Here is a 5078-nt window from a genome sequence, read left to right as displayed (position 1 = left end):
CCCCCGAACCTACCCCCAAACCGATAGCAACTCCAGCGCCTACTACCGAAAAAGTTGACCCTTTCGAGCGGTGGAACCAGCTGGCGCAGTTGGGTCAAACTAGGGGAAACGTTGAGAGCGACTCTTCTGTTGGACTCCAAAACGCTTCCGTACCGACTGGTGCAGACATTCCTCCTTCTGAAGCACCGTTAATCTCTGAAATTCAGGTATCCTCAAAACCATCTGATAAAGAACAAGCCTCAAACAGCGTACTTACAAACAATACAGCGGTTCCCATTACCGTTGACGATCGCCTGCCATCAGACACGAGGATGCGATCGCGATCGCATCCTCGCCGCTCACAAGCAGAACCCAGTACAGCACAAGTGACTCCACAGCGCTCAATAAATAGACTGGGACATATCGTCGATGAATCTGCCTCGTCTAGCTCTTTACCAACTTCTAGCGATCGCACTTCCGAATTTTTGACAGTTGCGATCGGCAATTCACCACAAAACCTGCTATCTGGAGCGGGACGAGTTGGAGAAGTTTTAACCTCACCCAGAGTGAGAAGTCGCAGCAGTGTAAAGAGCGGTGGGTTTTCTTCTGACACCATTACTGTAGAAAGCCGAGACCCCCAACTTTGGTCTGCCGTCCTCGATGGCTTTTTTACTCCTTTAGCCAGACGACTTGAAAAACGCTCCGATAAAGCGGTCGAAGAACTTTTAAATCGCCCCAATATTGCAATGCTTCCGAAAGGAACTAAGGTTTCGCTCGTTCTCAATAGTTTTCTCAACGTTAATCGGTAAAAGCCATGAAGACTTGCAAAAAATTCCCCCATCTCCAAATCCTTGGTTGGTCTTTACTGACAGCAGCGATCGCTGCTTGCACTTGCCCGATAACCACCTTAGCCCAATCATCAAATGGTTATCGAATAGTAAATCGCGATGTTGCTGCTAATGGCGCGATCGATGTCAAAGTGTATCCAGGGCGAGCAAGTGCGATCGACTTCAGCCAAACTGATGAGGTGGTTAGCTATGTAATGATTGCCGACCCCTCTCGTCTCGTGTTCGGTACTGATACAGAATTATCAGACGGTCGCGCTAAAACTGTATTTTTGCGATCGATTCTACCATTGCGATTCCCTGGTGCTACTACTGCCAAAATCACCAGCCTTTCCATAAAAACAGTGGACTCTAGAGGTACACAGCGACTTTACACTTTTAACGTCGTACCAACCAATAATCGGCAAGACCAATTGGGAATTCGGATTGCTACAGTTCAACAATCTGGAAATCCCCCTAGTTCGGATATTAGTACAGGTCGGAACATTAGAACATCAGAAGTAGAAAGAGGATTGTCAATTGCGATCGCCAGAAGGTACACGACAGCTAATGACCCTGTTGTTTATCAAGTGCAACAGTTTTTAGACAAACTGAGAAATCAAAACTTATCGCCAATCGATGCTGCCCGAGAGGTAGGAGTAGATTTCTCAATAATTATTGAACTCGTCAAGATTGCTAGAGAAGAACCAGCTATTTCCTCAACTCCCATTCCGGTTCAGGTATCCAGAGAATAAGGATTGAAGTTAGCTTATCTGTCGAGGACTAATTTTCTTTTCTAGTAGTTGATAGTTCCATTATTTTTGGATATGCAAATCTTCACAGTTTTCATCAATCTAATAAAAACTGCATTCGCTCTGGGGCTATCAACTATCATTAACAGGCTCGTTCGATTCAAACAATTTATTGAAAGATTAAATGAAGGCTACAACGATTTTTTTCAAAGCTATTTAATTTGGCACTGGTTTTTTGTCGGACTGGGAATTTTGCTACTTTTACAAGCATCTTTCACTGGCAACATTCGGGGGATGATTGCTAATGCAGTCATCACAATGTTTGCTTGCCCCGTAGCACCGTTTAACAAAATTCCTGGATTGGTGCGATATCTAACAATTGGAGTATTGACAATCGAACAGCTATTGGAATCTATCCGGCTTAAGTGATATCTAACAAAGGTTTATAACTTCAGGCTGAACCGTAAGTTATTCGGACTGAGTTATTAACGAAAAAAGACAGACGAAGTGATTATTTGAGGCTGATGAGACATCTGAGAAATAAGCTTAAAAAGAATTCGCCGCCTTTACCGCTGCGCTTACTCTTAACAGTTCCCTTTGCTCTTTTGATTACTGCATCCGTTGGGCTAACTGGGTGGATATCATTTATTGCCAGCAAGCAGACAATGAACGACTTGGTGGCACAGTTACTTCAACAAGCAACTAAACGCATCTCGGAACCCTTAGACTACTTCGATAGTTTGCCTAATGCCGACCAGATGGCTCAAGAGAGCGGGCAGTCTGTTTTGAAAGACTTACAAATCAGCCCTAATAGTCAAATTTTTATTCTCAATCGTTCGGGAAAAATCATTGCTTACTCTACTCCTACTACGAAAGATATTCCCGATTATCTGGTTCCACAAAAATTAATTCACCAGCAAACTATCATTAAATATTCAATCGAATTTTTGAGAAAACATTTCGATAATTTATATGCGATTGAAAAGAGCGAGACGCTCAATTTTAATGTTAATGGCGACAAATATTTACTCCAGGTCAAACCCTTTTCCGAATCGGGTTTTGAGAACAAGCACAGTATAGATTGGTTAATTGTTGCTGTCGTCCCTGAAACTGATTTTATGAACCAGGTGAACGCCAATACTCGCATCACGTTCGTGCTTTGTTTGCTAGCGCTGATTCTCTCTATCGCACTGCTATTATTTATTTCTCTAAGAATCGAACTCAAACTACGGCGATTAATTGAGGCTACGCAAGCAATTGCTCAAGGGAACCTGAACCAAGAGGTGTTAGGAAGTAATGTCGCCGAACTAGAATATCTGGCTCGTGCTTTCAACCAGATGAGCCAACAATTGCAACAATATCGTTCTCAATCCGAGTATTACTCTAATATCCTGGAACGGAAAGTCGAATCTAAAATTCGCCAACTAAAACAGAAAAACGAGGAACTCAAAAAAGCAAAAAAGGCAGCTGAAGCGGCTAATCATGCTAAAACTACTTTCCTCGCTAATATGAGTCACGAATTGAGAACGCCACTCAATGTAATTCTTGGCTTTGCTCAACAGATGACTCGTCACGAGCTAACGACTCCCTCTCAGCAGTCAAGGCTGGATGTTATCAATCGAAGTGGCTCACACCTGTTAAAACTTATCAATAATATTTTGTCTCTGTCTAAAATTGAAGCGGGTCAGATGACGCTCGATGAAATCGCTTTTGACTTCTATGCTTTACTCGATGACATCGAACAGATGTTGTTGCCCAAAGCTAACTTGAAAGGTTTGCAATTAATTTTCCAACGCTCTAAAAAAGTTCCGCAATATATACGGACTGACGAAAGCAAATTGCGCCAAGTTTTAATGAATCTTTTAGAAAATGCGATTAAATTTACTTCTTCCGGCAGTGTCACACTTCAAGTTCAAGTAACTGACCGTTTGCGTCTATCTCCTGACGAGCAATCGTCAAAAGTTAAAGCTTTACTTTTTTGTATTAGCGATACGGGTTCCGGTATTGCACGAGAGGAATTAGGGTCTTTATTTAAACCATTCGTGCAAACTGAAACTGGTAGGCGCAGTCAAACCGGAACTGGATTGGGACTGCCCATTAGTCGTCAATTTATTAAACTAATGAGTGGTGATATCCGAGTGAAAAGCCGACTAGGTAAAGGCACCGCTTTCCGGTTTTATATTCGAGTTGGTTTGGCTGAAGTTAGTGAAGTTGAAAATAATCTATCACCTCCAAAAGTTATTGGTTTAGCACCATTACAACAAAAGTATCGCATCTTGGTTGTTGACGACCAATGGGAAAATCGTTTGCTTTTAAGTGAGTGCTGTAAGGAAGTAGGCTTCCAAGTTTGGCAAGCATCCAATGGCAAGGAAGCTATTAAGTTGTGGCAGCAACACAAACCGCACCTGATTTGGATGGATATTCGGATGCCGATAATGGATGGCTATCAAGCTACTCAATTCATCAGAAAACAGCCGGAAGGTGAAGAGACGGTGATTATTGCTTTGACGGCTAGCGCCTTTGATGTCGAGCGGGAAAAAGCTTTTCATATTGGTTGCAATGATTTTGTGCCTAAACCGTTCCGAGAAACGGTAATTTTTGAGAAGATGGCATTTTATTTGGGTGTTCGCTACGTCTACGAAGCGGAATCTTCCAATTTGCAAGAGCAGTATCAGTTAGTTCAAAAGCTTACTCCTGAATCGCTTTCTGTGCTGCCTCAAGAGTTGCTAATTCAACTTCATCAAGCAGCGTCGCTTGGGGATGACCAAAAAGTTAAAGAACTACTCGACCAAATTCCTCAGTTGCAAAATCCACTCAAAATTGCACTTACTCAATTGGTTGAAGAGCTACGATTGGATACTATTAGCGATTTAACAAAAATGTATGTTGAAACTGAAGGATTGGCATCAAAAGCGAGGTGAAGCCACGGTAATTTCTATGGGGACTTACCAATATTCGAGTTAATTTGCCAATTTCTAAGCATCTGATTTTTTCTTAGGATTGAAAACGGTATCGATAGCTTTATCAATTAATTCAATCGCTTCCTCGCCTGGGTAACTAGATACGGGGATTCTGCGATTGGTTAATTTTGGTGGGTTAGTACCGTGTTTTGCTTGGTAATAATCGTCAGCGAAACTTTGGATTAGCTCAATTTGGTCAGGATTACTCTTAATACCCTTTTCTTTCAATCTTTCTGCTATTGTCCAAGCTTTCTTGGATTTAGCGTTAGCTTTGTTGCTAGCTGAATTATGGTTTGAATGGTTAGAATTACTAGCCTCAGTCTCAGGTGATGAACCATTCTTTTGTTCAACATTATCGGTTGAATTACCTGCTTGTTGAAAATACTCTTCTAAAATCGGGATAACCGAACGATACCACTTTAACTGTGGCCCCTGCCATTTGTTAGTTTTGGAAGAAGCAAGCAAACTGATACCACTAATATCACCCCGAAAGGAGATAAATCAAGCGTAAAGTTCTCGAAGGTTTTGAAACCGTTAATCTCCATGAGGGTTAACATTTTCCA

The 5078-nt window shown here is 41.9% G+C and carries 4 protein-coding genes and 1 pseudogene; 4 read left to right on the top strand and 1 reads right to left on the bottom strand.

Annotated features, from left to right (window positions below; genetic code table 11):
- The 4 genes and pseudogenes from H6S82_RS17670 to H6S82_RS17655 form a co-directional block, all read left to right on the top strand.
- Positions 1–788: pseudogene (locus H6S82_RS17670) on the top strand (hypothetical protein); the annotation flags it as partial.
- Between the two features lie 5 nt (positions 789–793).
- Positions 794–1558 carry a hypothetical protein gene (locus tag H6S82_RS17665; RefSeq protein ID WP_190475268.1) on the top strand — a complete coding sequence of 255 codons (765 nt, stop codon included), beginning with the start codon at positions 794–796 and terminating at the stop codon, positions 1556–1558.
- A gap of 72 nt (positions 1559–1630) precedes the next feature.
- Positions 1631–1984: a hypothetical protein gene (locus H6S82_RS17660; RefSeq protein WP_190475271.1), complete on the top strand. Its 354-nt coding sequence runs from the start codon at positions 1631–1633 to the stop codon at positions 1982–1984.
- Positions 1985–2079: 95 nt separating this feature from the next.
- The gene (locus H6S82_RS17655) at positions 2080–4476 is read left to right on the top strand and encodes an ATP-binding protein (RefSeq protein WP_190475273.1); all 2397 of its coding nucleotides are present in this window, start codon (positions 2080–2082) and stop codon (positions 4474–4476) included.
- Between the two features lie 54 nt (positions 4477–4530).
- On the opposite strand, the gene H6S82_RS17650 is transcribed toward H6S82_RS17655, so the two are convergent.
- Complete coding sequence (locus tag H6S82_RS17650; protein WP_190475275.1) at positions 4531–4980, bottom strand: hypothetical protein; 450 nt, start codon at positions 4978–4980, stop codon at positions 4531–4533.
- Positions 4981–5078 lie beyond the last annotated feature (98 nt).

Origin of the sequence: Planktothrix sp. FACHB-1355 (genome assembly GCF_014748295.1) — a bacterium.
Classification (GTDB): domain Bacteria; phylum Cyanobacteriota; class Cyanobacteriia; order Cyanobacteriales; family Aerosakkonemataceae; genus Aerosakkonema; species Aerosakkonema funiforme_A.
Note: the sequence above shows the minus strand (reverse complement) of the source record. Positions and strands in the feature narration are given on the sequence as shown.

Bases quoted from the DNA above. Each gene is read 5' to 3' on its own strand.
- H6S82_RS17655 (WP_190475273.1), top strand. From the start codon at position 2,080: ATGAGACATCTGAGAAATAAGCTTAAAAAGAATTCGCCGCCTTTACCG.
- H6S82_RS17665 (WP_190475268.1), top strand. From the start codon at position 794: ATGAAGACTTGCAAAAAATTCCCCCATCTCCAAATCCTTGGTTGGTCT.
- H6S82_RS17660 (WP_190475271.1), top strand. From the start codon at position 1,631: ATGCAAATCTTCACAGTTTTCATCAATCTAATAAAAACTGCATTCGCT.